Annotated in this window: 21 protein-coding genes and 1 pseudogene; 19 read left to right on the forward strand and 3 right to left on the reverse strand. The window is 66.6% G+C overall.

The features are described from left to right. Positions 1–114 precede the first annotated feature (114 nt). A pseudogene (locus tag LGN19_RS04955) lies at positions 115–645 on the forward strand (IS66 family transposase); the annotation flags it as partial. Between the two features lie 143 nt (positions 646–788). Here the strand turns inward: LGN19_RS04955 and LGN19_RS04960 are convergent. Together LGN19_RS04960 and LGN19_RS04965 are read right to left on the reverse strand one after the other, a co-directional pair. Then, positions 789–1,820 (reverse strand): HAF repeat-containing protein, encoded by a 1,032-nt coding sequence (locus LGN19_RS04960; protein ID WP_226213439.1) that lies wholly within the window; start codon positions 1,818–1,820, stop codon positions 789–791. A gap of 201 nt (positions 1,821–2,021) precedes the next feature. Then, positions 2,022–2,270 (reverse strand): hypothetical protein, encoded by a 249-nt coding sequence (locus LGN19_RS04965; RefSeq protein WP_226213440.1) that lies wholly within the window; start codon positions 2,268–2,270, stop codon positions 2,022–2,024. Positions 2,271–3,717: 1,447 nt separating this feature from the next. On the opposite strand from LGN19_RS04965, the gene LGN19_RS04975 reads away from it, so the two are divergent. Together LGN19_RS04975 and LGN19_RS04980 are read left to right on the forward strand one after the other, a co-directional pair. Next, a complete protein-coding gene (locus LGN19_RS04975) occupies positions 3,718–4,953 on the forward strand; it encodes a right-handed parallel beta-helix repeat-containing protein (protein WP_226213441.1) in 1,236 nt (411 codons plus the stop codon). A gap of 29 nt (positions 4,954–4,982) precedes the next feature. Next, positions 4,983–5,129 carry a class I tRNA ligase family protein gene (locus LGN19_RS04980; RefSeq protein WP_226213442.1) on the forward strand — a complete coding sequence of 49 codons (147 nt, stop codon included), beginning with the start codon at positions 4,983–4,985 and terminating at the stop codon, positions 5,127–5,129. 36 nt (positions 5,130–5,165) lie between these two features. Here LGN19_RS04980 and LGN19_RS04985 read toward each other — a convergent pair whose 3' ends face one another. After that, complete coding sequence (locus tag LGN19_RS04985) at positions 5,166–7,196, reverse strand: FUSC family protein (protein WP_122947317.1); 2,031 nt, start codon at positions 7,194–7,196, stop codon at positions 5,166–5,168. 146 nt (positions 7,197–7,342) lie between these two features. On the opposite strand from LGN19_RS04985, the gene LGN19_RS04990 reads away from it, so the two are divergent. From LGN19_RS04990 to LGN19_RS05065, 16 genes are all read left to right on the forward strand, one after another. Then, positions 7,343–8,245 (forward strand): LysR family transcriptional regulator, encoded by a 903-nt coding sequence (locus LGN19_RS04990; RefSeq protein WP_174956193.1) that lies wholly within the window; start codon positions 7,343–7,345, stop codon positions 8,243–8,245. Positions 8,246–8,638: 393 nt separating this feature from the next. After that, complete coding sequence (locus LGN19_RS04995) at positions 8,639–10,198, forward strand: DHA2 family efflux MFS transporter permease subunit (protein ID WP_122947319.1); 1,560 nt, start codon at positions 8,639–8,641, stop codon at positions 10,196–10,198. Positions 10,199–10,373: 175 nt separating this feature from the next. Continuing rightward, positions 10,374–10,703 carry a hypothetical protein gene (locus LGN19_RS05000; protein ID WP_122947320.1) on the forward strand — a complete coding sequence of 110 codons (330 nt, stop codon included), beginning with the start codon at positions 10,374–10,376 and terminating at the stop codon, positions 10,701–10,703. 257 nt (positions 10,704–10,960) lie between these two features. Continuing rightward, positions 10,961–11,296 carry a sugar ABC transporter ATPase gene (locus tag LGN19_RS05005; RefSeq protein ID WP_174956194.1) on the forward strand — a complete coding sequence of 112 codons (336 nt, stop codon included), beginning with the start codon at positions 10,961–10,963 and terminating at the stop codon, positions 11,294–11,296. A 136-nt stretch (positions 11,297–11,432) separates the two neighbouring features. Then, on the forward strand, positions 11,433–13,022 hold the full coding sequence (locus LGN19_RS05010) for an ABC transporter substrate-binding protein (protein ID WP_043183867.1): 1,590 nt from the start codon (positions 11,433–11,435) through the stop codon (positions 13,020–13,022). 271 nt (positions 13,023–13,293) lie between these two features. After that, complete coding sequence (locus LGN19_RS05015; RefSeq protein ID WP_226213443.1) at positions 13,294–14,547, forward strand: hypothetical protein; 1,254 nt, start codon at positions 13,294–13,296, stop codon at positions 14,545–14,547. Between the two features lie 216 nt (positions 14,548–14,763). After that, positions 14,764–15,645, forward strand: a complete 882-nt coding sequence (sapR, locus tag LGN19_RS05020; RefSeq protein ID WP_226213444.1) for a sap1 transcriptional regulator SapR — start codon at positions 14,764–14,766, stop codon at positions 15,643–15,645. A 24-nt stretch (positions 15,646–15,669) separates the two neighbouring features. After that, entirely contained in the window at positions 15,670–16,233 is a 564-nt protein-coding gene (gene ddpX / locus LGN19_RS05025; RefSeq protein WP_226213445.1) for a D-alanyl-D-alanine dipeptidase, read from the forward strand. 78 nt (positions 16,234–16,311) lie between these two features. Then, positions 16,312–17,913: an ABC transporter substrate-binding protein gene (locus LGN19_RS05030; protein ID WP_226213446.1), complete on the forward strand. Its 1,602-nt coding sequence runs from the start codon at positions 16,312–16,314 to the stop codon at positions 17,911–17,913. Between the two features lie 10 nt (positions 17,914–17,923). Beyond that, positions 17,924–18,994, forward strand: coding sequence for an ABC transporter permease (locus LGN19_RS05035; RefSeq protein ID WP_122947327.1), 1,071 nt, complete (start codon positions 17,924–17,926; stop codon positions 18,992–18,994). Between the two features lie 66 nt (positions 18,995–19,060). Then, complete coding sequence (nikC, locus tag LGN19_RS05040; protein WP_226213447.1) at positions 19,061–19,975, forward strand: nickel transporter permease; 915 nt, start codon at positions 19,061–19,063, stop codon at positions 19,973–19,975. A gap of 1 nt (position 19,976) precedes the next feature. Then, entirely contained in the window at positions 19,977–20,891 is a 915-nt protein-coding gene (locus LGN19_RS05045; protein WP_226213448.1) for an ABC transporter ATP-binding protein, read from the forward strand. Then, complete coding sequence (locus LGN19_RS05050) at positions 20,888–21,664, forward strand: ABC transporter ATP-binding protein (RefSeq protein ID WP_226213449.1); 777 nt, start codon at positions 20,888–20,890, stop codon at positions 21,662–21,664. Before LGN19_RS05045 ends, LGN19_RS05050 begins: the two co-directional genes overlap by 4 nt. 402 nt (positions 21,665–22,066) lie before the next feature. Continuing rightward, positions 22,067–22,618 (forward strand): fimbrial protein, encoded by a 552-nt coding sequence (locus LGN19_RS05055; RefSeq protein WP_226213450.1) that lies wholly within the window; start codon positions 22,067–22,069, stop codon positions 22,616–22,618. A gap of 112 nt (positions 22,619–22,730) precedes the next feature. Next, entirely contained in the window at positions 22,731–23,471 is a 741-nt protein-coding gene (locus LGN19_RS05060) for a molecular chaperone (RefSeq protein ID WP_226213451.1), read from the forward strand. Between the two features lie 194 nt (positions 23,472–23,665). Then, the gene (locus LGN19_RS05065) at positions 23,666–26,263 is read left to right on the forward strand and encodes a fimbria/pilus outer membrane usher protein (RefSeq protein WP_226213452.1); all 2,598 of its coding nucleotides are present in this window, start codon (positions 23,666–23,668) and stop codon (positions 26,261–26,263) included. Positions 26,264–26,266 lie beyond the last annotated feature (3 nt).

Consider the following 26,266-nt stretch of genomic DNA (forward strand, 5'->3'; position numbering starts at 1 on the left):
TGCGTTGAAACTACGCCGAACCAATTTCCCCCGGGCAATCAATGTCTCCAGTCCACCTTGCCTGCAGTGGACGTACTTCTTGGCTGCGTGTGAAATGAATGGCGTCCGTTGATGGGCGTGAAGCTCGATCCGGCCAGCATGGGCCGCTGGGTCGGCCAATGTGAGGCGCTTTGCGAGCCGCTGACCGAGGCGCTGCGCCGCTACACGATGGCAACGTCGAAGTCGCACGTGGACGACACGCCGATCCCGGTGCGGATGACGGACAAGCTCGCCACACTGTCGAAGAAATCCGAACTGACCAAAGCGATCCGTTACTCGCTCAACCAGTGGGACGCGCTCGTGCTGTACTGCGAAGTGGGCAATGCGGAGATCAGCAACGCCCTGGCCGAAAACGCACTGCGCTGCGTGAGTTTGGGTCGCAAGAACTTCTTGTTCGCCGGCTCCGATAGCGGGGGCGAACGAGCTGCCGCGATGTACGGTCTGATCGGGACGTGCAAGCTCAACGGGATCAACCCACGCACCTACCTCGAATACGTCCCGACCCATATCGCTGACCATCCGATTAACCGCATCGACGAACGGTTGCCCTGGAACGTGGCCAGAAAGCTGCCTCGGCAGGTTGACCCGCCGGCGTCAACTGACTGATTGCCACCCAGTGACAACCAGGTAGTCCGATGCCCGATCATGCCTCACGCGGGCGTCGTGTTGTGGACGGCCGTCGTGAGGTGCTTACCGAGCTTGCTCAACACGATGGTGTTCACGCACATCCCGGTAAAGCCTGTTTCCGTCTATGGCGTCCAGAGAACAGCGTGCATGGCTCCGCTCGCAGTATTCGCGACGCCAACCACTTGTCCATGATCGTTAATCCCCAAAGCTCGGCTGAAGGTACCACCCGGGAGCGTACCGAGATCGGACATCACCCCGCCTTGAAACAGAAAAGCATGCACGGCTCCGCTGGCGGTGCTCGCCTCGCCGACCACCGCACCGCGGTTGTTGATTCCGAAAGCTGCGCTATAAGTGCCACCGGGGAGCGTACCGAGATCGGACATTACCCCGTTGCGAAGCAGAAAGGCGTGCAGGGGCCCGTTCGCGGTGCTCGCCTCGCCGACCACCTCGCCGAGGTTGTTGATCCCGAAAGCTTCGCTATAAGCGCCACCGGGGAGCGTGCCGAGGTCTGACATCACCCCGCTTTCAAACAGGAAAGCATGTGCGGGCCCGGTTGTGAAAACCGCCCAACCCACGATTTGGCCGCGGTTGTTGATCCCGGTCGCGACGCTAAAAGCGGCACCGGGGAGCCAGGTCACCCCCCCGTTTTCATACAGAAAAGCCGCTGAATGTGGACGACCGTGTCTGGGGCCAGCGTTGCCGACCACCTGGCCGCGATTGTTGATGCCGGTAGCGTCGACGCGGCTGTCAATAGCGATGTTCAGGCCGGTCATCACCCCTTTTTCAAACAGAAAAGCGTCCGTAGGCCCGACGCTCCTGATAGTCGAACTTCCGACCACCTGGCCTCGCTCGTTAATCGCGTAAGCTTGGCTGGATCCGCTGCCGGAGAGCGTGCCGAGGTCGGTCATCACCCCACCTTCAAACGAGAAGGCATGCGTGTCCCCGCTCGCGGTGTCCGCTTGGCCCACCACTTGGCCGCGATTGTTGATCCCGGCAGCTTGGCTGGCGTTGCCACCGAGCGTGCCCAGGTCCTGTATGGCGACACTTTGGGCGGAGGCAGGCTGGAAGGCCGCGACAGCCAAAAGGGCGAAAGCCATCAGGACGCGGTGAACGTAGTAGCGCCCACCGCTATTTACTTTGCGTGCGGATTCCATCTTGATCCCCTTCCTGGGACATGGCCCACCTCGCAATCTGTCGCAGCCAGGGCCAAAGCTGCCGCGAAGGCTACCGACAGACTGTTCGGATACGTCGTGCTCATGACGCGCGCACCGATCAAGCCCAATTGACTGGAGGTATGCGGGTTTTGTCTACAAACGCACTAACCCTCGCCCCTCCCCGGCGCCTGCGTATCCAAGCTATAGGCGTGCCCGACGTGTTGGGGCATTGATTTCATTGAAAAAAAACCGGCGATTGGTTATGGCTTGGTTGAGAAAATCGAAATATGTTTCATGCACGACACGGCGCGGACCTCGCCAAGCCGTGGAGCGTAGACGAAGAGCCTCTTTGCGCTCGTCGATATTGGCTTCCGGCGAAAACACGATGTGTTTCAATGCTGGGACTCGGCCAAGCTCGGACACCGGCGGACAAATCGCGATCGTCTCCATGATTGGCGATCGTGGACGCGATCTCATGCGATGCCCAGGTTAGCCCGGGATCATGCATGCCGAGCGTGCGGAACGGGAAACGGCCTTGGCGAGGCACTTACCATTCGGACATGTACCAGCGCGTTCCACCGCAATAGATAAAAATCTGACCATTGATTTGGAAGTCTGCAAAGAATGACTGATAGCGGCGCGCTAGCCAGTCGCCACAACCTGCGCCGGCGTCAGGATGGCGTGAAGGCAATGGTGAACACGTGGCCCGACAAATTGAACCAGTGCCGGCTGTAACGTCGCCGGTACGGTTAAGGCAAACGAGCCGTCGAATTGCATTGCCTAACGAACGACCGCTATGGTTGGTCAAGCCGACGTTCCAATGTCCTCGTGACCGCGTGGACGAACGGCCGGTAGCTGTCACTCGCCATCAGAGACAACTGCCGAATGACGAACATCGAGCTGCCCCGTTGGGCTGCTGACAAACTCGGGCTATATCTAGCCGATCCAAACTTCCGTACCGATTGGAACCTCGGGCTTGGATAGCGCTTCAAGCGTGCACGACCAGCGTCGCTCCCGGGATCGCGGAGATGACTTCGAGTGGTTTTATGCAAGCAGTCTGAAGCTCGAAGACGCTAGCTGGGAGTTTTCCACGCACTGCGCGTGACCCAACGCCGCCGACTCCGCCGGCAGTCTGAATACAGAACGAAAACAGTGACATGAGCGACAGCAAATTATCAGATGAAGATCTGGCGCGAGCGGTCTCGACCTACCTCCTTCGCAAGCAATTGCGGCCGAGCAAACCTTGCGTAAAAGGCAATTGAGACCAATGCCATCATTGGACATCCTCACCGCCGCCAATGGCTTTGGAGGATTATTCATTAGCCGGAAGTGCCGAGAAATCGGAAACCGCTATGACACGTGCAACCGTTTACCGATATAGGTGGTACGACCTTTCCACCGACACCAACGATGTCCGCCCGATGCGCGGAGCGCGAGCCGAATGCAGCATCCGTGCAAGAGCTGGGGAAGCTTTTACGACAGTGCGATGACGATCGCCGGCTGCTGCGCTGGCACCGACAGGATCATGCCGCAATGACGGCGATTATCGACCAATATGCTGCTGTGAGACACGAATTGGCGATGCATCGAGCATTAAATGCTGACGCTACCCCGTCGTCAACGTCAAGAACCTGGGCATGACGTTCGACGGTCGCCCGGTTGTGTCGGAGGAAGATAAAACCGCTTGCGGCGCAATCCTCATTGCTTCGCAATCCATTAATCCGCGCGCGCATTTTCGAGTACCACACTGCGATCTCACTACATCGTTATTTTTCTGCGCGCCATCATTATCTTCACCTTGATTCCATTAATGTTGCCTGACGCACTGACGCATCAGGTTCACGACCCATAACGTCATTACGCTTCACCCAACTTCACACCCAATAAGAGTTCCGATATGAATCGATCATTCCGAATCGCCGCCGTATCGATCGCCGCGCTTTGCGCCGCGTCATTCCAGATCGCGCACGCCGCGCCCCCCGACGTCACGGTCTATCCGCCCGCCAATGGCAGCGATCAGTCCGATGCGCTGCAACAGGCGTTCGACGCGCTGCAGCCCGGCCAGCGGCTCGTGCTCGCGCCCGGCCAGTACGTGGTGAGCCGCTCGCTGACCGTGAAGAATCCGCAGGTCGTGATTTCCGGCTATGGCGCGACCCTCAGCGCCACCCGCAGCGAAGACCAGACCATCGTGATGAGCGGCAAGAACTCGACGCTTGTCGGCGTGACGCTGGTCGGCACCGGCACGACCCGGCTGACGACGCCCGAGTCCACCAAGGTCGAGGTCACCGGCATCGGCGTGCAGGTGCTCGACGTCTCGGTGCGCGGCGGCAGCAGCGCCGGGCTGTTCGTGTTCGGCGGCACGGACGTCGCGCTGGTCGGCAACGACGTGCGCGACACGCTCGCGGACGGCATCCACACCACCTACGGCTCGCGCAACGTGCTGGTGCAGGACAACACCGTGACCGGCACCGGCGACGACCTGATCGCGGTCGTCAGCTACATCCCCGACGGCGCGATCAGCAGCAACGTGCTGATCCGGAACAACAACGTGTCCGGCAACTACTGGGGGCGCGGCATCACGGTGGTCGGCGGCGCGGACGTGACCATCACCGGCAACACGGTGCGCGGCGTGGAGAAGGCAGCCGGCATCCTGGTCGGCCAGGAGGACGGGTACAACACCTACGGCGCGACCAACGTCGTGGTGTCGAACAACACGATCTCCGACATCTCCTTGCCCAATCCCGGCAACACCCGGCCGGAAACCGGCATGGCCGGCATCGACCTGAACACCTACTCCGGCAAGGTCACCCGTGTCGCCGTGCTGGACAACCGGTTGTCCAGCGTCCGGTACTCCGGCGTCCGCGCGCTCGGCAACGTGTGCCAGTTCAGCATCGAACGCAACACGCTCACGTCGATCGGCGGCACGGCGCTCGACCTGATACAGGCCCCCAGCTGCGCACCGAGCCAGATCGTCTGCACGGCCAATACGCTCGATGGTCGGGCGTTGACGCCAACGGGCTGCGTGGCGAGCGCGACGCTCGACATCACCGGCGCGAACGTCTCGCGCATGCCGGTGGTGCGCGATGCGTTGCGGCAGCCGCGCAACGCGGCGGCCACCGCGCAGGCGCACTGACATCGCGACGCGGGGCGCGCGGCGAGGCGTTGCACTGGCATCCGCCGTTCATGGGCCAGCGCTATGCGCACTGGGTCGACGGGCTCAATGGCGACTGGCTGATCAGCCGTCAGCGCGCGTTCGGCGTGCCGCTGCCGGCGGAAGTGACGCCCGGCAACGCCTATCGGCTCAGTTGACGCACAACCCGCCGCGCACGCGCGTCGAGCGCTCCGTCAATCCCGGCGGCCGCGCAGGAAGCCATCGTGCGCGGCCGCCGTCTCCGCGATCGTTCTCAGCAACACCACACCGCGCAGCAGCGCGCGACCGTCGTCGCTGTCGACTTCGGTCACGCGTCGCAACAGCGCGCGGGCTGCCGCGTTGCTGGTCCGCTCCAGCCGCGCGAAGTCCGCGTGCCCGACCCGCCCCCGTACCAACGCGACCGCACGGCGCGCCGCCGGCTCGCGCGTCGCCAGTTCGGCCAGTGCCAGCAGGCTGTCGCCGATCGTCCAGGCCGCGAGCAGGTCGCGCAGGTCGCGCTCGATCAGGCTGGGTGGCAGACGGCCCGCGAAACCGAGTTCACGCCCGAGACGGTCGGCCGTGCGGCTCAGCCACGCGCTCGCCCGCCACGCCCGCGGATTGCGCGCGATGCGCGCCAGGTCGTCGCGCACCGCGCGATGCAGGCGCCGCCGGCTCGTGCCGGGATCGCCGGGAAACACGAGCGCGAACACCAGCGCCCCGAACGCGATGCCGAGCAGCGTGGCGAGCGCCGAATTGAGAAACGCGGCGTCGCCGATGCGCGCGGTATTGTCCGGCGACGTGAAATTCCAGAAGAAGATCGAGAAGCCGCTGCCGATACCGGCCGTGCGCGGATTGCGCATCGCGATGCCCGTGCCGATCATGAATACGCCGAGGATGTACGCGAGCATCTCGAAGCCCGACACCGCCGGCAGCAGCACGAAATTGCAGAGGGCGCCCGCGACCGCCGCACCGGCCGCCCCTTTCAGGAAGCCGACCGTGGCACCCACCGAGTTCGGACGCGTCGAGAACAGCGCGCAGACCACACCCGTGATCGCGACGAACCCCGCGCCCGACGGCCACGCGGTGACGATCCAGAGCGCCGAGGCGACCAGCACCGCGATGAACGCGCGGATCCCGTTGTGCCACGCGAGCACCGGATCGTGGTGGAACGCATAGCGCACGCGCGACGTCGGCGGATTCGGTCGGTCCAGCTGCGCCTTGCCCGCCAGGGCGGCGTCGAACCCGGCAAGCAGCGCCGCCAGCCGGTCGAGCGTGAGCAGACGCGACGGGTCGGAGCCGGCCGGCTCCGCGGCCTCCGCACGCACCGCGTCGTCCACGCGCGCGCGCAATGCAGTCAGCGCCGGGCCCGCTTCGCCCGACGCCGCCACGCCGTCGAGTACCTGCGCGGCATCGGCGACCAGCGGGTCCGGCGTGCCGCCGCTGCGCGCCGCGTGCTCGTGCAGCGCCTGCCCGGCGGCCTGCGCGGACAACACGCCCAGCACCGCCGCGCGCAGGTGGCCGATCGCGTTGCGCACCGGGGGCGCGCCAGCGGCAGCATATTCGGCCGCCGTGTCGAGTTCGAGCGCGTCCGCGAACAGCCGGTGCACGGCTGCGCCGTTCGCCTCGCGGCGCAGCGCGCCCGCGCCGACGGCCACCGCGCGGTCGAGATAGCGCGCGAGCCGCGTGCGGACGTCAGCCAGCGGCGAACCCGGTGCGAACACCGTCTCGAACGCCGCGCCGCACAGGATGCCGACCACCACGTACAGGAATCGCGCGGTCGCGATGTCGAACGCGTGCAGCGGCGCGGAGACGGCATCCATCGCGATGATCGCCGCCGTATAACCCGCAAGCACGGCCGCATATGCGCGGAAATTGCGCAGGAAGGTCGCGACGCCCGCGCACAGCCCGATCCACGCGGCGAGTGCCGGCAGGAACAGCTCGGGCGTCTGCGCGAACGCACCGGTCAGCATGAGCGCAACGGCCGCGCCGATCGCGGTGCCGAGAATCCGGTACTGGCTCTTCGACAAACCCATCCCGCGACTGCCCTGCGCGACGATCCATACGGTCGACGCGGCCCATTTCGGGTCGTCGAGGTTCATCCGGAAGGCGATGTAGAGCGCGAGGAGCGACGCGGCCGTGTTGCGCAACGCGAAACCGAGGGCGCCGGGCGGCAGCGTGGGCCGTGCGTCGCGCAGCGCAGTGCGCACGGCCGCGAGCGACGGGAGATGGGGCAAGGCGAATTTCATGCGGCGAGCATACGGGCGCGCGCCGCCGCCACTAAGAGGCGCGGACAGGATGCGTTATTGCACCGGGCAAGATAATCGCTGCCGCATGAAGCATTTCCGCCGCGCAAAGGTAAGATGCGCGCAGACCGAACACTGAAGCACCCCGTATGGACTTCGAAAGCATCCGGATATTCCTGCGCGTCGTCGAGCGCGGCAACTTCACCGCCGCCGCCACGCACCTCGACATGCCGCTCAGCCGCGTAAGCCGCAAGGTCAAGCAGCTCGAGGACGAGCTTGGCGTCCAGCTGCTCTACCGCACCACGCGCCGCGTATCCGTCACCGAGGCCGGACGCGACTACTACGAGCGCTGCCTGCGCGCCGAGGACATCCTGCTCGACGCGGATCGCCAGGCCCGCGCGCTGCGCACGGCGCCGGAGGGCACGCTGCGCGTGCTGGTGCCCTACTCGATCGGCCTGTTCGAACTGGAGCCGACGCTCGCCGAGTTTCGCCGGCGCTATCCGCTGGTCCAGCTCGTGCTCATCTACGACAACAACCCGCTCGATCTCGTCGAGCACGGCTTCGACGTGGCGCTGCGTGCGGGCGTGCTGACCGACTCCAGCTACATCGCGCGCTCGCTCGGCTGGTCGCAGGCGAAGCTCGCCGCGAGCCCCGCCTATCTCGACCGCGCCGGCCGGCCCGTCACGCCGCAGGATCTCGCGCAGCACGATCTGCTGCTCGTCGGCCGCGACGCGCCCGGCCTGACGCTGCGGCTCACCAATGCGGCCGGCGACGTGGCCGACGTGCCGGTGCGGCCGGTGCTGATCACCAACGAATCGGTGACGGTGCTGCGCCAGGCCGCGAGCGGCGGCGGCATCGCGCTGGTCTCGACGCACTACACGGCCCGCCGGCTCGAACGAAACGAACTCGAAATCGTGCTGCCCGACTGGCACCGGGCCGACGACGTCGAGCTGCACGTGCTGTACCCGCGGCGCGCGACACTCGACAGCAAGGTGCGCGCGTTCGTCGACTTCCTCGCGGAAGTGTTCACCGCATGGCGAACCGCACCGTAACCGGCCCGGTTCGCCCACCGATTATTGCGCGCTGCGAAATCGATTAATGAGCCGGCGCGTGTTGATGGCGGCTCGCCACCCCGTTAGCCTGTCGCGATGCAAAACGACTCCATACGCGACATCAGCCGCCTGAGCGCTGCCCGCAGGCGCGTCACGCGCGTCCCGCCTTCCTGACCGGCAGTCTCCTGCCTCCCGAAGCCCGCCACGGCTTCGCGCATTCGATCGAGTCGCACGTCGCACGCGTCGGCCCCATGTAACGGGCCGCGTCGCGCACGCCGTGCCCCCTTCCGTGCAGCAGCCGCGCCGCGCCTGCGTCGCTTTCGCGCGCGGGCGCGGCCGCGCGTGCCCGCCGCAACGGGCCGCATCCGTCACGCACGTTACGCAGGAAACCTCATGTCCACTCCGTCATCTCCAGCGCCGCTGTCGGGCGGCCGCCTCGCGATCGGCACGATCGCGGTATCGCTCGCGATGTTCATGAACGTGCTCGATTCGTCGATCGCGAACGTCGCCATTCCGACGATCTCGGGCGACCTCGGCGTGTCGGTCGACGAAGGCACGTGGGTGATCACGATCTTCGCGGCCGCGAACGCGGTGTCGATTCCGTTGACGGGCTGGCTCACGCAGCGCTTCGGCCAGGTACGCCTGTTCGTCACGTCGATCCTGCTGTTCGTGTTCGCGTCGTGGCTGTGCGGGATCGCGCCGAACCTGCCGACGCTGCTCGCCGCGCGGATCCTGCAGGGCGCCGTCGCCGGGCCGCTCGCGCCGCTGTCGCAGGCGCTGCTGCTCGGCGCGTGGCCGCGGCAGAAATCGTCGAGCGCGCTGGCGCTGTGGTCGATGACCGCGCTCGTCGGGCCGATCGCGGGGCCGTCGCTCGGCGGCTGGATCACGTACGACTACAACTGGTCGTGGATCTTCTACATCAACATCCCGGTCGGCTTCTTCGCGGCGGCCGTCACCTGGATCGTGTTCCGCGATCGCGAATCGGCCACGAAACGCATGCCGATCGATACGGTCGGCCTGCTGCTGCTCGTGCTGTGGGTCGCATCGCTGCAGATCATGCTCGACAAGGGCAAGGATCTCGACTGGTTCAACTCGCCCGTCGTCGTCGCGCTCGGCGTCGTCGCGCTGATCGGCTTCGCGTTCTTCCTCGTGTGGGAGCTTTACGAAACCAACCCGATCGTCGACCTGCGCCTGTTCACGCAGCGCAATTTCGCGGGCGGTACGATCGCGATCTCGGTCGCATACGGGATGTTCTTCGGCACGCTGGTGCTGCTGCCGCAGTGGATGCAGGGCTATCTCGGCTACCGCGCGGTCGACTCGGGGCTCGCCACCGCGCCGCTCGGCGTGTTCGCGATCCTGCTCACGCCGGTCATGGGACGCTTGCTGCCGCGCACCGATCCGCGCTACATCGCGACGCTCGCGTTCGTCGGCTTCGCGGTCGTGTTCATGATGCGCACGACCTTCTATACCGACGTGTCGCGCTGGGATCTCATTTTGCCGACGCTGCTGCAGGGCGTCCCGATGGCGATGTTCTTCGTGCCGCTGACGTCGATCATCCTGTCCGGGCTGCCGCCGGAAAAAATCCCGGCCGCCGCCGGCCTGTCGAATTTCGGTCGCACGTTCTGCGGCGCGGTGGGCACGTCGCTGATCAGCAACGCATGGAACGACCGCACGATCCTGCATCACGTGCGGCTCACCGAACAGGCGAGCGTCACCAACCCGATCTTCGCGCAGCAGGTCGACACGACGCGTTCGCTGCTGCACCTGAGCCCCGATTCGGCGCTCGCGTTCTTCAACGCGTCGGTCGATTCGCAGGCGGCCGTGATGGGGTTGAACGACATCTTCTACGTATCGGCGATCATCTTCATCGCGATCATTCCGCTCATCTGGATCACGAAACCGTCGCGCTCGGGCGGCGGCGATGCCGATGCGGCGGCGGCCGGCGCGCATTGATCCGCCTGCGCGACGGGCGGGCTCCGTGCCGCGCACGCCGGGGCCCGCGTCGCCACGCGCGGACGTAATAAAGACTTGCAATCGATACAGGCCGAAACGTCAACAGGTGGGGCCCGCTCCGCGTTTTTTCATCAAGCGCCCACGATCCGGACGCGCAACGACAGGAGAAAACACCATGCGAGCCCTTACCCGCCATCTCGCGATTGCCGCCACCCTGATGTCGGTGCTGACCGGCACCGCGTTCGCCGACACGCCGTGGCAACAAGCGCATCCGCGCCGCGAAGAGGTCAACCAGCGCCTCGCAAACCAGAATCGCCGGATCCATCACGAAGTGAAGGAGGGCGAGATGTCGCACGCACAGGCCGCGCGCCTGCACCGTGACGACCGCAAGATCCGCCAGGAAGAGCGGGACATGGCTGCGCAGGATCGCAGCCACATCACGAAGAGCGAAAAGCACGTGCTGAACCAGCAGGAAAATGCGGTCAGCCACCAGATCGGCCAATAAGATCGACACCACCGGCAAGTGCCCATTCGCCATCACCTGAAACGCCCGCTGCCGCCATGCGGTAGCGGGTGCTTGTTGTGTATCGAATCGTTTCAACGCGTCAACGCCGTCAAATGCTGCGGGTATACTCGACCGTCAGCCGCCTGTCGCATCGTCGTCCGTCATCAACGGCCCGATTCCGGGCGGTTTCGTCGCGAAGCTTCGCGTTTCGCCTCCCCCGCGCCCCAGCCTCGATACGAGACACACGACGACCCATCATGAAACGATTCCTGCTGCTCCTTCCCGCCGCCCTGCTCGCCGCCTGCGGTTCCGCGCCCTCGTCCGACTCGGCCGCCTCGTCCGGCGCAGCGCCGATGATCTACGTGTCGTCGCAACGCCCGGCCTACGCGATCGCCAACTGCCTCGACAGCCGCCTGTCGGGCACCGAGCAATCGCAGCACAACGGCGTGACCGATATCGCCATCGGCTCGAACTCGTACTTCGTCACGCTGACGCCGTCGGGCAACGGTTCGGTCATCAAGGTCGTGCGCGGCTCGGGCAACGAGCCGGCCGAGGAAGCGATGCGCTTCGCGGTCGCGCGCTGCGCGATCTGATCCGAACCTGCCGATGCCGGGCGTCCGCCCGGCTCGCTGCTGCGCGCCACCCCGCCGGCGCGCACGCCGAATATTTTCATCCGGGCGGCCGTCGATGAGAGAATCGCACCCACGATTCCCTTTCCACGGAGCCCGCATGAAGCACCTGCTGTCCCGCCTGTTCGTCAGCGCCGCGCTCGTCGCGCTTGTTCCGGCGCTGCCGGCACAGGCGGCCACGCCGCCCGGCATCTTCGTCGTCGCCACGCAGCTCGGCGAATTCACGACCCTCGACCCGAGCGGGATCTACGAGCTGGTGCCGTCCGAGTACGTTGCGAACACCTACGAACGCCTGGTGCGCGTCGACCTGAAGGATCCGACGCGCTTCGACGGGCAGATCGCGCAATCGTGGACGGTCGGCGCCGACGGCGTGACCTACACGTTCAAGCTGCGCCCCGGCCTCACGTTCCATTCCGGCAACCCGGTGACCGCCGACGACGTCGCGTGGTCGTTGCAGCGCACCATCCTGCTCGACAAGGGGCCGGCCGGCGTGCTCGCCGATCTCGGTCTCACGAAAGCGAACGTGACGCAGAAGGTGCGCGTGGTCGATCCGCAGACCGTCGTGCTCGAAACCGACCGCAAGTACGCACCGAGCTTCGTGCTCAACGTGCTGAGCGCCTGCCCGGCATCGGTCTTCGACAAGAAGCTGCTGCTGTCGCACCAGCAGGGCAACGATTTCGGCAGCGGCTGGCTCCGCACCAACGACGCGGGCTCGGGCCCGTACCAGCTCGTCAAGTGGACGCCCAACGAGAGCATCGTGCTGCAGCGTTTCGACAAGTACCGCACGCCGTACCCGATGAAGCGCATCGTGCTGCGTCACGTGCCCGAAGCGTCCGCGCAACGGCTGCTGCTGGAGAACGGCGACGCCGACGCCGCGCGCAACCTGAGCCCCGACAGCCTCGCCGCGCTGACGAAGGCCGGCAAGATCAAGGTCGCGTCGTGGCCGGTGTCCGCGCTGCTGTACCTGAGCCTGAACACGAAGAACCCGAACCTCGCGAAACCCGAGGTGCAGCAGGCGATGAAATGGCTCGTCGACTATGACGGCATCCAGCGCAACATCGTCAGCACGACCTACAAGGTGCATGAAACCTTCCTGCCCGAAGGCTTCCTCGGCGCGTCGAACGCGCGGCCGTACAAGCAGGACGTCGCGAAGGCGAAGGCACTGCTCGCGAAGGCCGGCTTGCCGAACGGCTTCGACGTGACGATGGACATGCCGAACGACTATCCGTACCTCGAGATCGCGCAGGCGCTGCAGGCGAACTTCGCGCAGGGCGGCATCCGCGTGAAGCTGATTCCGGGCGATGCGAAGCAGGCGATCGGCAAGTATCGCGCGCGCCAGCACGACATCTTCGTCGGCGAATGGTCGCCCGACTACATGGACCCGAACAGCAATGCGCGCGGCTTCGCGTGGAATCCGGACAACTCCGACCAGTCGCCGACGAAGATGCTCGCGTGGCGCAACAGCTGGGACATCCCGCAACTGACGAAGGACACCGAGGCCGCGCTCGTCGAGCCGTCGCCCGCGAAGCGCGCGCAGCGTTACGACGCGCTGCAGAAGGCCGTGCTCGCGAACTCGCCGTTCATCATCATGTTCGAGAAGGTCGTGCAGGTCGCGACGCGCCCCGGCGTGACCGGGCCGGAAATCGGGCCGATCAACGACCTCGTGTCATACCGCACGCTCGCGAAGTAATGGCGGCGACCCGCGCGGCCGGGCACACCGGCACGCGGGTAATCGCCGCGGCCCGCCGCGCCGGCGCCAGGCCGGGCGGCGGCCGTGATCTACAATGAGCGGCGCTACCGCCCCGCTTCGGCCCGTCGGCACGCACGATGATCGTGCCGCACGACATCACCGCGTCCGCCATCGAAAAGCCGTGTTCCAGCGGCGGCAGGACAGCAGGCAGTCAGACACGCAGCACGAGCGCCGCACCGGCTACCGGGCGTGCGCTCCACGGGGAGAAGACATGCATTCGAGCGAGCACGCGGTCTGCGTGGCGATCAACGACAACAACCGCGCATGGTATGAAATGCTCGTGCCGTTCCTGCTGTCGCTGCGGCACACCGGCTACGACGGCCGGATCGCGGTGATCGGCTACGGCCTCTCCGAACGCAAGCGGCAGATCCTGGCGAGCCAGTCGGTCGACGTCATCGAAGCGTCGGACACGTATGCGCTGCCGGTCGGCCGCTTCATCGAGGCCGCCGAGTATTGCGCACGCAACCCGCAGATCCGCAAGCTCGCGCTGTACGACGCCGACATCTGGTTCTGCGCGCCGGGGTTCGACCTGTTCTCGCAGATCGGCGACGACCGGATCCACGCGTGCCCCGACCCGCTGTTCTGCACGTTCGTCGTCGCGCCGCTGATCGGCGAGCGGCGCGATCATCACTGGCGGCTCGTCGTCGACGAAGTCTCCGCGCGCCACGGCGGTGCGCTGCAGGCCGGGCTCGTTGCCGGGACCGCCGACGCGTGGGCGCGCTACGCGAGCCATCTGCGCGACTGCATCGCCCGCATCGGCACCGATTTCCAGGAATGCTTCGGGATCGATACGACGTTCCTGCACCTGTGGAGCGCACAAGGCGAAACGGCGCTGCTCGATCCGGTCCAGAACTTCGTCAGCAAGTACGGCATTCACGAAGCGTTCGACGGGAGCAACGGCACGACGACGCTCCGGTATCGCGGCGAGCCGATCCGCGCGCTGCACATGACCGGCGACATCCGCTTCCTCGACCGGTGGCGCTACTACGCGAACCGCACCGACGCCGCGCTGCGCGACGGCGCGCCGTTCGCGCTGTCGGACGGCACGCCGGCACAGTCCGACGCAGTCGCGGCGCGCATCGCGGCGACCGACTACGTGCGCTCGGCCGGGCTGACCATCGCGTCCGCCGCGATCGAGGAAAGCGCGGGCGCCTACCTGCAGGCGATCGACGAACCCGGCGGCACGATGCTGATCGGCAGCGGGAACCACGAAGTCGTGTTCACCGCGACACGCGACATCGCGCGGCTGAACGTCTACGTCACGCACCCGTCCGGCTCGCCGTCGCCGCTGCTGTGCGAAGTGCAGGTCGACGGGCAGGCGCAGCGCAAGGGTACCGAGCTGATGGCGCATTTCTCGTATCGGATCGTGGCCGGCACCGTCATCACGCTGCGCTCGACGAGCCTCGGCGGCCAGCAATGCAATGCGATCTGGCGGTTGCGCGAGGCGCCGGACATGCAGCAGTAGGCTGCCGGCGGGCTGCCGTTTCCTGACAGGCATAAACGCAAAATATGCCTGTCAGGAATAATTTGCCGGCGTACTCATGCCCCTTCCCCGCCATCCAGCGCGCTTCCGACCCTATCACCTATCCTCACACCATAGTTTTTATCCGCTGGCGCGAATGATTTTGGCTTCGTTAGATGGATGACATTCGATCATCAGACGACAACGATCTAACAGCCGATGACCTGCGCGTTTGCCCATACCGTCGAATCCCGCTATGCCGAGCTGACGCCGACCGCCAAGCGCATCGCGAGCTACATGCTCGCGAACCTCGACCGGCTCGGGCTCGAAACGGCCGACCAGATCGCGCAGCAGGCCGGCACCAGCGGCATCTCGGTCGGGCGGTTCCTGCGCAGCGTCGGCTATCGCAATCTCGACGACCTGAAGCGCGAGCTGCGCGGCGGCGGCGACCGCCCCTGGATGATCACCGACCGGCTCGACGAATACCGCCGCGTCTCGGGCACGCAACCGGCCGAACCCAACGGCAGCCGTACCGAAGGCCCGCTCGCGTCGTCGCTCGAACGCGAGCTCGATGCGATCCGTCACGTGTACCGGCTCGCCGAAGGCCCGGTGTTCGCACAGGTGGCCGACCGGATCGCCCATGCGGATGCCGTGTTCATCCTCGGCATCCAGTCGACGCGCGGGATCAGCAACGCATTCAGCAGCTACCTCGAATACCTGCGCCCGCGCGTGTTCTATTCGGACGGCCAGTCGGGCTCGTACGTCGATTCACTGAACTCCGAATTCGAGCGGCCGTACTGCATCGTTACCGACACGCGCGCGTATTCGCGCAGCGCGCGCCGCTATTGCCAGGCGGCCGCCGAGCGCGGGCAGCCGTTCGCGCTGGTCACCGATCTCTCGTGCCCGTGGGCACGCGACTGGCCGTCCGACCTGCTGCAGGTGAAGACCGACGTCGGCCAGTTCTGGGATTCGCTCGCGCCGCTCACCTGCCTGTTCAACCTGCTGATCACGGCCGTGGTCGACCGCCTCGGCCCCGCGATCGACCGGCGCGTCGCGCGCAACCGCGAACTGCAGCACACGTTCGATCAATTCGAATCCTGAATGCGAGGGCCTTGCGAACCACCGATGAATACTCACCGCCTCGTTGAAATCACGCCCGCCACGCATCGCGTCGACATCGATCTCGTCTACGCGACCGACCGCAACCTGACCGGCAAGCCGATCTACCGCCACGCGCACTGCCTGCTGCTGGAGCCGGCCGAAGCCGCATTGCGCCGCGCGGTGAACGTCGCGGCGCAGGCCGGCTTCACGCTGCGCATCTACGACGCGTACCGGCCGCCGCAGGCGCAGCAGGTGCTGTGGGATTTCCTGCCCGATCCGAATTTCATCGCCGACCTCGGCCGCGGCTCGAATCACAGCCGCGGCACCGCGCTCGACCTGACGCTCGTCGGCGCGGACGGCGAGCCGCTCGACATGGGCACCGGCTTCGACGAGATGGTCGCAGCCTCCGGCCACTTCCACGCGGGGCTGCCCGAAACCGTGCAGCGCAACCGCCTGCTGCTGCTCGGCGTGATGCACGCGGCCGGCTTCGCACATATCGACAGCGAGTGGTGGCACTACGAATTGCCGGGCTCGCGCGGGTTGCCGCAGATCGACAATGCCGACAGCGGCCCGTGGCGCCTGATGTGATGGCCACACGCATTCCCTTCACCGTTCACGTTCGACGCTTTCAACGACTTCAACGACTTCAACGACACTGGAGCGCACATGAAATTGCTGACATCCCGGCTCGTCGCGGCGCTGGCCGCCGCGTCCGTACTCGCCGCCGTTCCGCTTTCCGCCGCGCGCGCGGAAACGCCGAAGGACATGTTCGTGATGGCCACGCTGCTCGACGAATTCACGACGCTGGATCCGGGCGAGATCTACGAGCTGGTACCGGAGGAATACGTCGCGAACACGTACGACCGGCTCGTGCGCGTCGACCTGCGCGACCCGTCGAAATTCAACGGCGACGTCGCGCAGTCGTGGACGGTGAGCCCCGACGGGCTGACCTATACGTTCAAGCTGCGCCCCGGCCTGAAGTTCCACTCGGGCAACCCGCTGACGGCCGACGACGTCGCGTGGTCGATCCAGCGCGCGGTGCTGCTCGACAAGGGCCCCGCCGCCGTGCTGACCGGCATCGGTCTCACGAAGGCGAACGTCGTCGCCAATGTGAAGAAGCTCGACGACCTGACGGTGTCGGTCACGACCGACCAGAAGTACGCGCCGACCTTCGTGCTGAACGTGCTCGGCTCGTGGCCGGCGTCGGTGCTCGACAAGAAGCTGCTGCTGTCGCACCAGCAGGGCAACGACTTCGGCAACGCGTGGCTGAAGACCAATGAGGCCGGCTCGGGCGCATACAAACTGGTCAAGTGGACCGCCGGCGACAGCCTCGTGCTGCAGCGCTTCGACGACTACCGGCTGCCGCTCGCGATGAAGCGCATCGTGCTGCGCCACGTGCCCGAAGCCGCGAGCCAGCGCCTGCTGCTGGAGAACGGCGACGTCGATGCGGCGCGCGACCTGAGCCCCGACGATCTCGCGTCGGTCGTGAAGTCCGGCAAGGCGAAGGTGTCGGCCTCGCCACAGGCGACGCTGCTGTATCTCGGCCTGAACACGAAGAACCCGACGCTCGCGAAACCCGACGTGCAGGAAGCACTGAAGTGGCTCGTCGACTATGCCGGCATCCAGGGCAACGTGGTGAAGACGACCTACAAGGTGCACCAGACCTTCCTGCCCGAAGGCTTCCTCGGCACGCTGAACGCGAACCCGTACAAGCTCGACATTGCGAAGGCGAAGGCGCTGCTCGCGAAGGCCGGCGTGCCGAACGGCTTTTCGGTGACGATGGACGTGCGCAACGACTATCCGTACACCGAAATCGCGCAGGCCGTGCAGGCGAACTTCGCGCAGGCAGGCATCAAGGTGCAGCTGATCCCCGGCGACAACAAGCAGACGCTCGCGAAATACCGCGCGCGCCAGCACGACATCTACATCGGCGAATGGTCGGCCGACTACATCGATCCGCACAGCAACGCGCAGGGTTTTGCGTGGAATCCCGACAATTCCGACAAGTCGAGCTATAAAATGCTGGCCTGGCGCAACAGCTGGGACATCCCGCAACTGACGAAGGAAACCGACACCGCGCTCGCCGAACCGACCGCCGCGAAACGCGCGCAACGGTATCAGGCGATGCAGAAGGAAATGCTCGCGCGCTCGCCGTTCGTGATCATGTTCGAGAAAGTCGCGCAGGTCGCGACGCGGCCCGGCGTGAGCGGGCTCGAAGTCGGGCCGATCAACGATCTCGTGTCGTACCGCAACCTGAAGAAGCAATAAGATTCGCCGCATGTCGACTCCCGTCTCCTCCCTCGAAGCACTGCGCACGCTGCCCGCGCGGCGCCCGGCCGTGCGCTGGGCCCTGCGCGTGCTGCGCTGGGCGCTTACGCTCGCCGTCACGTTCGTGGGGCTGCTCGCGCTGACGTTCGTGATCGGCCGCAAGGTGCCGATCGATCCCGTGCTCGCGATCCTCGGCGATCGCGCGTCGGCCGAGGCGTACGCGGCCGAACGCATCGCGCTCGGGCTCGACAAGCCGCTCGTCACGCAATTCCTGATCTATGCGCGCGACGTGCTGCACGGCAATCTCGGCATGTCGCTGCTGACCGCGAACCCGGTGCTCGACGACATCAAGCGCGTATTCCCGGCCACGCTCGAACTGGCGACGATCGCGACGCTGATCGGCATCGCGATCGGCGTGCCGCTCGGCGTCGCGGCCGCCGTGAAGCACAACCGGCCGATCGACCACATCGCGCGCTTCGTCGGGCTGATCGGCAATTCGGTGCCACTGTTCTGGCTCGGACTGATGGGGCTGCTGCTGTTCTACGCGCGGCTGCACTGGGTCGGCGGGCCCGGCCGGCTCGATCCCGTGTACGACGGGATGGTCGACACACGCACGGGCAGCCTGCTGATCGACTCGGCGCTCGCGGGCGAGTGGGACGTGTTCCGCAACGCGGTGTCGCACATCGCGCTGCCGGCCGCGATCCTCGGCTACTACTCCGTGGCCTACCTGAGCCGCATGACGCGCTCGTTCATGCTCGACCAGCTGAGCCAGGAATACATCGTCACCGCACGCGCGAAGGGGTTGTCGGAACGGCGCGTGATCTGGCGGCACGCATTCGGCAACATCATGGTGCCGCTGCTCACCGTGATCGCGCTCACGTACAGCAACCTGCTCGAAGGCTCGGTGCTGACCGAGATCGTGTTCGCGTGGCCGGGGCTCGGCTCGTACCTGACCGGCGCGCTGCTGAACGCCGACATGAACGCGGTGCTCGGCGCGACGCTCGTGATCGGCGCGATGTTCATCACCGTCAACCTGCTGACCGACGCGCTGTACCGCGTGTTCGATCCGCGGGCGCGCTGAGGGCCGCATCGACATGACCGCTTCCACCCTGCTTCTTTCATCGCCCATGCCGAAGGTCATCCAATCATGAACGCCGAGCGCCTCACGCTGCGCGCATGGCTGCTGTCCGACGCACCCGCGTCGCGCTCGCAGGCCGCGCTCGGCCTCGCGTACCGACGCTGGCGCCGGTTCGCCACCAACCCGCTCAACCTGTTCGGGCTCGCGATCCTCGTCGCGCTGATCGTGGTCGCGATCATCAGCCCGCTGATCATGCCGCACGATCCGCTGCGCCAGGTGCTGTCCGACCGCCTGCTGCTGCCCGGCTCGCCGTCGCACTGGTTCGGCACCGACCAGCTCGGCCGCGACATCCTCTCGCGACTGATCGCCGGTTCGCGCCTCACGCTCGGCATCGCGCTGCTCGTCGTCGTGATCGTCGTGCCGATCGGCCTCCTGATCGGCACGACGGCCGGCTATTGCGGCGGCTTCGTCGACAGCGTGCTGATGCGCATCACCGACGTCGCGCTCGCGTTCCCGAAGATCGTCCTTGCGCTCGCGTTCGCGGCCGCGCTCGGGCCTAGCGTGATCAACGCGGTCGTCGCGATCTCGATCACCGCGTGGCCCGCGTATGCGCGGCTCTCGCGCGCGGAGACGATCCGCATCGCACAGGCCGACTACATCCACGCCGCGCGGCTGCAGGGCGCGTCGGGCCCGCGCATCCTGCTGCGTTACATCATGCCGATGTGCATGTCGTCGGTGATCGTGCGCGCGACGCTCGACATGGCCGGCATCATCCTGACCGTCGCGGGCCTCGGCTTCCTCGGCCTCGGCGCGCAGCCGCCGAGCCCCGAATGGGGCTTCATGGTCGCGTCGGGCCGCAACGTGCTGCTCGACGCATGGTGGGTCGCGACGCTGCCCGGCTGCGCGATCCTGCTCGTGAGCCTCGCGTTCAACCTGCTCGGCGACGGGCTGCGCGACGTCTTCGATCCGCGTCATGGAGCGTGACATGCCACTGAATTCCGCCCCCTCGCCCGTGCCGCTCTGCGAAATCGACGGCCTGAAGATCGGATTTCGCGGGCACGACGGCACCGTCACCGATGCCGTGCGCGACCTGTCGCTGACACTCGCCCCCGGCGAACGGCTCGGCATCGTCGGCGAATCGGGCTCCGGCAAATCGCTGACGGGCCGCGCGCTGCTAGGCCTGCTGCCCGACGCCGCGCGCTGGTCGGCACGCACGATGCGCTTCGCGGGCCACGACCTGCTCGCGATGGCCCCGGGCGAGCGCCGGCGGCTGTGCGGCAGCCAGATGGGCATGATCCTGCAGGACCCGAAATATTCGCTGAACCCGGTGATGACGGTCGCGAAGCAGATGGGCGAAGCGTTCCGGCTGCGCGAGCCGGGCCTGCGCGGCCGCGCGCTGCGCGAGCGGATCGTCGACGCGCTGTCGGCGGTGCAGATCCGCGACCCGGCGCGCGTGGCCGATGCGTATCCGCACGAGCTGTCGGGCGGCATGGGCCAACGCGTGATGATCGCGATGATGGTGTCGACCGGTCCGCGCCTGCTGATCGCCGACGAGCCGACTTCCGCACTCGACGTCGCCGTGTCGATGCAGGTGCTCGCGGTGCTCGACGCGATGATCGCGCGGCACAACACGGGCCTGATGTTCATCAGCCACGACCTGCCGCTCGTGATGTCGTTCTGCGATCGCGTCGCGGTGATGTACGCGGGCCGCGTGGTCGAAACCTGCGCCGCGCGCGACCTGCGCGACGCATCCCATCCCTATACGCGCGGGCTGCTCGCGGCGAACCCGCCGCTCGCGAACCCGCCGGACGAACTGCCCGTGCTGCGGCGCGATCCGGCGTGGCTCGAGCCCGCGTCGCACGCCGGCACGCCCGCCGATCGACAGGAGGCCGCACGATGATCGACGTCGATCACGCATCGATCCGTTTCCCGACCCGCACGGGTCACGTCGACGCCGTGCGCGACGCGAGCTTCGCGGTGCGCGACGGCGAGGTGTTCGGGCTCGTCGGCGAATCGGGCTCCGGCAAGTCGACGCTGCTGCGCGCGCTGACCGGCCTTGTGCCGCTCGCGTCCGGCAGCCTGTCGATCGACGGCCGGCCGGTGGGCGGCACGCCCGATCGTGCGTTCCGCCGTCACGTGCAGATGGTGTTCCAGGATCCGTACGCGTCGCTGCATCCGCGCTTCACGGTCGACCAGACGCTGCGCGAGCCGCTGTCGATCCATGGCATGGGCGACACCGATGCGCGCATCGCCCGCGCGCTGTCCGAGGTCGGACTCGGCCCCGCGTTCCGGTTCCGCTATCCGCACCAGTTGTCGGGCGGCCAGCGCCAGCGCGTCGCGATCGCGCGCGCGCTGATCGTCGAGCCACGCGTGCTGCTGCTCGACGAGCCGACGTCCGCGCTCGACGTGTCGGTGCAGGCCGAGATCCTGAACCTGCTGCGCCGCCTGCATCGCGAACGCAACCTGACGATGATCCTCGTCAGCCACAACCTCGCGGTGATCGGCTTCCTGTGCCAGCGCATCGCGGTGATGCAGCATGGCGAGATCGTCGAGCAGCTCCGGATCGAGGACGTGCGCGCCGGGCAGGTGGCGCGCGATTACACGCGCACGTTGCTGAATGCGACCGCAGGCTATCGCCGTCTCGACCCGGCGATCGGCGCGCCGGCGGCCTGACGCGCGGCACTCGGCGAACGCGCGCCCCTGCGCGCGCGTCGCCTGACATGACCCGAACGCGACGCGACAGGCCTGCCGGCCTCATGCTCCGTCGGCCGGTTATTCCAGTTCCAGTCCGCTTCGAATAGCGCGACCGCCAGAATCGGCCCCTCGACCGATTTCCGGTGTCGGCATGCTCGCCCGCGCGAGCCCCCTCCTGCCGGCCCCCACCTCCCTCCGCCCGTCTGCCGACTTCGGCGAAAAATAAATTAGTACGTGTACTAGGCGAAATCACCAATCATTAGTACCAGTCAAATTACAAAATCCTTACATAGATCGCATAATTTCATCCGAAACGCGCCATTCTGAGATTTAAATTCAACGAGCGCTTTCGAAAACCGAAGTTTATTTGGAGATTTAAATATGCGAATCATCAAGCGCAGCGCAATCCCGTTCCTGCTCATCGCCGCCGGCGCGGCCTTTTCGTCCGCGGCCCACGCCGCGGACGGCACCGTCAACTTCCGCGGCAACGTCATCGCGTCGACGTGCAGCGTAGACAGCGGATTGGATCTCACCGTCCCGCTGCCGCCCGTCAGCACCAGTTCGCTCGCCGATGTCGGCTCCGTCGCCGGCCGCAGCGGGTTCTCGCTTGCGCTGTCGGGCTGCACGGTCGGAGACAACAACCCGGTGAAGGTCGGCGTCGTGTTCGAGAACGGCTCGAACGTCGATCAATCGAGCGGCCGACTGACGATCGATTCGGGCGCCAAGGCAGCCGAGGGCGTCCAGATCAACGTGCTGGATTCGCAGCAGCAGCTCATCCCCATCGGCGCGCAAACCGGCGCAAGCACCCAGTTGGTCGATATCGATGCCGACGGCAAGGCAAAGCTGAACTACTTCGCCGAGTACTACGCCTCGGGTGCCGTGAAGGCCGGCGACGTCGCTTCGCGTGTCGAGTACTCGCTGATCTATCAGTAAGGACCCGCGTGTGGAGATCGCTGTCCCGGCGATCTCTACCCGTCACGCCGCGCGACGCGGAACCCGCCGTTTCCGCCCGCTTCCCGTCCCATCGATCCGAGTCCACACGCCCATGAAACTGTTGAAGCTCTTCCGTACGCTGACCCTCGCCGTCGCCGCATTCGCGTCGCAGGCCGACGCGAGCGTCGTGATCGCCGGCACACGCGTGATCTTCCCGTCGAGCGAGCGCGAAGTCACGATCCAGCTCACGAACGACAGCAAGCGTCCGGCGCTGGTACAGGCATGGCTCGACGATGGCGACAGCCGCGCGTTGCCGGAAAACATCGACGTGCCGTTCACGCTGACGCCATCGATCTTCCGGATGGAAGCCGGCAATGGCCAGACGCTGCGTCTCGTGCACACCGGCGAACCGCTTCCCGCCGACCGGGAATCGCTGTTCTGGCTGAACGTGCTCGAAGTGCCGCCGAAGGCATCCGCGGCCGAGAGTCGCAATCGCATCCAGCTGGCGTTCCGCTCGCGCATCAAGATCATGTATCGCCCGACCGGGCTGGCCGGCAACGTGGACGACGCACCCATGCAGCTCGGCTGGCGCGTGGTTCGCGCCGACGGCGGCTATGCGCTCGAGGCCAGCAATCCGACGCCGTTCGTCGTCAATTTAGGCAACGTGCTGCTGAAATCCGGCGGGCGCCAGCATGACGCCGGCATGGGCTACGTGCTGCCCCGCAGCACGCAACGATTCCCGATCAAGGATCTCGCCGGTGCACCCGCCGCCGGTGCAACCGTCGAGTTCGGCAGCATCAACGACTGGGGCCGGGCAACCGACATCGAACGTCCGGTCAGCGTCGAACCGTAACGCGACCGAGGCCGGCAGCGCATCGCAACGGTGCGCGCCGAGCGCTCTCCCTCTTTTCGTCCGACGTCGCTCCGGCCGTTCAGACCGACACGGAAACCCCTGATTTGCCATTCGCCGCCGCGCGGAGTGCACGCCTGCGCACCTGCGCCGGCGAAACGCGCCCGCACGACCCGAACCTTTCTGGAGTATTGCGCATGACCCCGACCCGACTGCCGCGCCGCGGCGCGGCCGACGTGCCGCGCGTCAAGCCAATCCATCTGCTGGTGGCGGCCTGCGTCGCCGCGTGGTCCGTCGATGGCCGCGCAACGACGCAGGCCGCCGCCGAAAGCACGCTCGCGCACGTCGAGTTCGACGGTGCGTTCCTGCAGAATCGTCTGGGCAAGCACGTCGACGTGTCGCGCTTCGCCCAACGCAACGTGACGGCCCCCGGTGTGTACTCCACCGACATCCATGTCGGTCCCGACTGGATCGGCCGCTACGACGTGCGCTTCGTGGCCGCGCCGGATTCGGGCGACGCCCGGCCGTGCTTCGACCGCGCGCTGCTCGAGCGCGTCGGCGTCGATTTCGGCAAGCTCGCGCCGGACGTCGTCGCGCAGCTTGGCGACGACGGCGCCTGCCAGCGACTCGAGCAAGTCGTGCCGGGCGCCAGCGCGGCATTCGACTTCGAGCGGCAGACACTGCGGCTGTCGATCCCGCAGGCGTCGCTCGTGCGCAAGGCGCGCGGCTACGTGAGCCCCGATCAATGGACCTCCGGCGAAACCGTCGGCCTGCTCGGCTACAACTTCAATCTCTACACGTCGAAGGCCAGCGGCCACACCGCGCAGACGCAAGGCTATCTCGGCCTGAACGGCGGCGTGAACCTCGGCAACTGGCGCTTTCGCCACGAAGGCTCCTATTCGTGGTCGTCGCGCGGCGAGCGCCGCTACCAGGACATCGCGACCTATCTCCAGCGCGACTTGCCGTCGCTGTCGTCGCAACTCGTCATCGGCGAAAGCTACACGTCGGGCGAACTGTTCGACTCGACGCAGTTCCGCGGCGTGCGCCTGTCGACCGATGACCGGATGCTGCCCGACTCGCTGCGCGGCTATGCGCCCGTGGTGCGCGGCATCGCGAACAGCAACGCGAAGGTGACGATCCGCCAGAACGACGTGACGATCTACGAGACGACGGTCGCGCCCGGCAATTTTGAAATCGACGACCTCTATCCGACCGGGTACGGTGGCGACCTGCAGGTGTCGATTGCCGAAGCCGACGGCTCCGTGCATTCGTTCTCGGTGCCCTACGCCGCCGTGCCAATGTCGCTGCGGCCGGGCATCGGCCGCTACAGCTTCGTCGCGGGCACGCTGCGCAATCCCCACGGATCGAGCCAGCCGCTGTTCACGCAGGCCACCTACCAGCGCGGCCTGACCAACCTGCTGACGGCCTATGGCGGCGTCACGCTCGCCGGCGGCTACGCGTCGGCGATGCTGGGCGGCACGTTCAACACGTCGTTCGGCGCGTTCGGCGCGGACGTCACGCATGCGCTGACCGCGATCCCCGGCGCGAAGCGCTACAGCGGTTCGAGCGTGCGCGTCAGCTACGCGAAGTCGGTCGACGCGACCGGCACCGATATCGCACTCGCCGCATATCGTTATTCGACGGACGGCTATTTCGGCCTCAACGATGCGATGCAGGCGCGCGACGCCGCACGCGACGGCCGCTCGGCCCAGTCGGTCTGGCGTCAGCGCCATCGCGCATCGCTGGCGCTCACGCAGCGCCTCGGCACGACCGGCGGGCGCATCAATGCGACGGCATCGGCCGTCAACTACTGGAATCGTCCGGGCTCGGACGTCAACTACTCGGTGGGCTACACGAACCAGTTCCGCAACCTGTCCTACAGCCTGACGGCCACGCGGCAGCGCAGTGCCGGTGGCGACATGGGCACGCTCTACTACGCCAGCGTTACGATCCCGTTCGGCCGCGAGCGCCCGATGACCGTCTCGGGCAACGTGTCACGCGACACGCTCGGCCGCACCCGGTTGCAGTCGACGTTGTCCGGATCGCTCGGCGACGACCACGCGCTGTCGTACAGCGTCAGCGCGAACCACGCGTCCGGATCGAACTCGGCCACGGACGGCAGCGCCAACGTCACGTACCGCACGCGCCTGGCGGAAGTCAACGCCAGCGCGGGCGCGAGCACGGATTTCCAGCAGGGCTCGCTCGGCGTGCGCGGCGCGCTGGTCGCGCATCGCGGCGGCATCACGTTCTCGCAGCCGGTATCCGAGACGTTCGCGATCGTCGAGGCGCCCGGCGCAGCCGGCGCGCGCGTCACGAACGCGGCGGGCGTCAGGGTCGACGGCAACGGCTACGCGGTCGTGCCGTACCTGACGCCATACAGCCTCAACACGGTCGCACTCGATCCGAAGGGCATCCCGATGGATGTCGAGCTGAAGGAAACCAGCCGGCAGATCGCGCCGCGTGCCGGTGCGGTGCCGCTCATCCGGTTTGCGACCGACACCGGCCGCGCGGCGCTCGTTCAGGCGCGCCAGGCCGACGGCACGCCGCTACCGTTCGGCGCCGCCGTGCACGACGACACCGGCAAGGAAGTCGGCGTCGTCGGCCAGGCGAGCAAGATCTTCGCGCGCGGGCTCAACGACAGCGGTTCGCTGACCGTTCAGTGGGGCGCCGACGCCCACTCCGCCTGCCGGATCGCCTACGCGCTGCCGGTTGCGGAGCGTCGCCGGCCATTGCCCGGCATACAGACCGTCAAGAGCACGTGCCTGTCCGATTCGACGACCGCCGGCATTCAGTAAGGA

This window comes from Burkholderia sp. AU30198 (assembly GCF_020419825.1).
Lineage (GTDB): Bacteria > Pseudomonadota > Gammaproteobacteria > Burkholderiales > Burkholderiaceae > Burkholderia.

Coding starts and splice junctions, on each gene's coding strand:
- LGN19_RS04985 (WP_122947317.1), bottom strand. CDS start 7,196: ATGAAATTCGCCTTGCCCCATCTCCCGTCGCTCGCGGCCGTGCGCACT.
- ddpX (WP_226213445.1), top strand. CDS start 15,670: ATGAATACTCACCGCCTCGTTGAAATCACGCCCGCCACGCATCGCGTC.
- LGN19_RS05050 (WP_226213449.1), top strand. CDS start 20,888: ATGATCGACGTCGATCACGCATCGATCCGTTTCCCGACCCGCACGGGT.
- LGN19_RS05045 (WP_226213448.1), top strand. CDS start 19,977: ATGCCACTGAATTCCGCCCCCTCGCCCGTGCCGCTCTGCGAAATCGAC.
- LGN19_RS05015 (WP_226213443.1), top strand. CDS start 13,294: ATGCATTCGAGCGAGCACGCGGTCTGCGTGGCGATCAACGACAACAAC.
- LGN19_RS05010 (WP_043183867.1), top strand. CDS start 11,433: ATGAAGCACCTGCTGTCCCGCCTGTTCGTCAGCGCCGCGCTCGTCGCG.
- nikC (WP_226213447.1), top strand. CDS start 19,061: ATGAACGCCGAGCGCCTCACGCTGCGCGCATGGCTGCTGTCCGACGCA.
- LGN19_RS05030 (WP_226213446.1), top strand. CDS start 16,312: ATGAAATTGCTGACATCCCGGCTCGTCGCGGCGCTGGCCGCCGCGTCC.
- LGN19_RS05000 (WP_122947320.1), top strand. CDS start 10,374: ATGCGAGCCCTTACCCGCCATCTCGCGATTGCCGCCACCCTGATGTCG.
- LGN19_RS05060 (WP_226213451.1), top strand. CDS start 22,731: ATGAAACTGTTGAAGCTCTTCCGTACGCTGACCCTCGCCGTCGCCGCA.
- sapR (WP_226213444.1), top strand. CDS start 14,764: ATGACCTGCGCGTTTGCCCATACCGTCGAATCCCGCTATGCCGAGCTG.
- LGN19_RS05065 (WP_226213452.1), top strand. CDS start 23,666: ATGACCCCGACCCGACTGCCGCGCCGCGGCGCGGCCGACGTGCCGCGC.
- LGN19_RS05005 (WP_174956194.1), top strand. CDS start 10,961: ATGAAACGATTCCTGCTGCTCCTTCCCGCCGCCCTGCTCGCCGCCTGC.
- LGN19_RS04965 (WP_226213440.1), bottom strand. CDS start 2,270: ATGGAGACGATCGCGATTTGTCCGCCGGTGTCCGAGCTTGGCCGAGTC.
- LGN19_RS04990 (WP_174956193.1), top strand. CDS start 7,343: ATGGACTTCGAAAGCATCCGGATATTCCTGCGCGTCGTCGAGCGCGGC.
- LGN19_RS04960 (WP_226213439.1), bottom strand. CDS start 1,820: ATGGAATCCGCACGCAAAGTAAATAGCGGTGGGCGCTACTACGTTCAC.
- LGN19_RS04995 (WP_122947319.1), top strand. CDS start 8,639: ATGTCCACTCCGTCATCTCCAGCGCCGCTGTCGGGCGGCCGCCTCGCG.
- LGN19_RS04975 (WP_226213441.1), top strand. CDS start 3,718: ATGAATCGATCATTCCGAATCGCCGCCGTATCGATCGCCGCGCTTTGC.
- LGN19_RS05055 (WP_226213450.1), top strand. CDS start 22,067: ATGCGAATCATCAAGCGCAGCGCAATCCCGTTCCTGCTCATCGCCGCC.
- LGN19_RS05035 (WP_122947327.1), top strand. CDS start 17,924: ATGTCGACTCCCGTCTCCTCCCTCGAAGCACTGCGCACGCTGCCCGCG.